The sequence below is a fragment of the uncultured Senegalimassilia sp. genome, assembly GCF_934632265.1.
In the GTDB taxonomy this organism is placed as follows: Bacteria; Actinomycetota; Coriobacteriia; order Coriobacteriales; family Eggerthellaceae; genus Senegalimassilia.
The window spans coordinates 1-1,594 of the sequence record NZ_CAKTYH010000209.1 but is presented as its reverse complement, the minus strand read 5'-3'; the positions used below and the strand labels follow the sequence as shown (position 1 = coordinate 1,594).

2 protein-coding genes and 1 pseudogene are annotated in these 1,594 nt (G+C 64.9%); all 3 read right to left on the bottom strand.

All coding sequences use genetic code 11. The features are described 5' to 3' along the window. Positions 1 to 139: pseudogene (locus Q0H50_RS09530) on the bottom strand (adenine glycosylase); the annotation flags it as partial. Between the two features lie 62 nt (positions 140 to 201). Further along, on the bottom strand, positions 202 to 723 hold the full coding sequence (locus tag Q0H50_RS09525) for an Rrf2 family transcriptional regulator (RefSeq protein WP_294421714.1): 522 nt from the start codon (positions 721 to 723) through the stop codon (positions 202 to 204). Next, on the bottom strand, positions 723 to 1,594 hold an 872-nt coding region (locus Q0H50_RS09520), incomplete at its 5' end, for a hypothetical protein (RefSeq protein WP_294421713.1). The genes Q0H50_RS09520 and Q0H50_RS09525, both read right to left, overlap by 1 nt.

Below are 1,594 nucleotides of genomic sequence, written 5' to 3'. Positions count from 1 at the left end.
CGCGCTTGACCTGCGTTTGCTGAAGCATGACCTCGCTTACCAGCACGCCGTAGGCATCGTCGACGCCGCGCCACGGCAAATCGCGATAGAGCCGCTTACCCCCAGAGAGAACGTAGCGGCAGAACTCGTCCTGAGACATGGCGGCGCCCGCGGGCCAAACCGCGGACGCCGCCAGATCGGCTATGCTTTTGCGCGCCACGCCTACGACTGCGCTTCCTCAACAGCGGGATGCGCACCGCAGCCGCCGCACGCATCCGCCGGGCACGACATGCGCGCCGTGGGAGGCGCCGAATCGATAGCCTTGCGAATAGAGGGGTGCCGACCGCCCTGCTCCATGAGCTCTTTGAGCGTGATGGAGTCGAAATAGCTGTTCAGCAGGCTATCCGCCCCCATCCACAGCTTGTTGTACGAGCAACCGCCGCGGCGCTTGCAGTACTCGGCGTCCACCGCGCACAGCGAGACGCTCACCGGCCCCTGCACCGCCTCGAGCACCTCGAGCAGCGTGATCTGGGCCGGGTCGCAATCGAGCGCAAGGCCGCCGCGCGCGCCGCGCACCGTCTTAATCAGACCGCCTTTCACCAGGTCGTGCTGGATGCTGCGCGCGAACGCGTATGGGATGTCCTCCTGCTCGGAGATATCGGCGACCGAAACATAGGAGTCGCCGCTTTCGTAAGCAGCCTCCAAGATGCGAAGCGCGTAGTCGCAACGCCGCGTGATGTCCATTACTGCCCGTCCCCCTTCAACAGGTCGTCCAAATGGTCGAGCTCCCTCCTAAAGTCATCGACCACCGCTTGCTCGAGCGCCTTGTACTCCGGCGAGTCGAGCGGCTGGTATGCCGCCAGCTTATCGAACAGGTTGTCCGTGGTCACCGGAATATAGCGCCGTTTGGTGAGGCTGTCCTTGTACGCTTCCTCGATTGCCTCGCGCGCCGCCATGTGCATGTCGAAACGCGGCATGCCCTGCGAGAACTTGACCAGTTGATCGCGATCGACGCCGCGCACGGACGGATGCTCGCGAGCAATCTCCATCCAGATGTCGGCGCGCTCCTTCTCGGTGGGATAGTCGATGTCCACCGCGGAGACCGGCCCCAACAGGTCGAAGAAGTACGGGTCCACATCGTTTCCCAGCGCCGAGGTGCACAACACGAACACGTCCGGATCGTCGGCCGAGGAGCGGATAAGGTTGACCGCCTCGCGCGCGCCGCGCGAAAGCGTGGACATGATCAGCCCGCCGATATCCTCGGGCTGGTCGAACACGGGCGCCGCCCACAGGTCGATGTCCTCGATGACCAGCACCGCCGGCTCCTCGAAGGCGTTGCGCGCCTGGTTGAGCTTGGGTTGGCGGTCGGCCTGGGCCATGACGCACAGCACCGGCATGCCCTGCATGTTCTCCTCCATGCGCATGCGCAGCACCGGAAGGCCCAGCTCGCCGCACGTGGCCATCATGAACTGATTCGCATCCTCGCGTGCTGGGCTGCGGATGAGCAGCGCGTCGCATGCGGGCATGCGGTCAAGGCCGTGGCGCACGTTGAGTTGGCGCACAAGCTGCTGGAACTCGGGGTCCTTCTGCATGCCGAGGCCGAGCGAGCGCACCG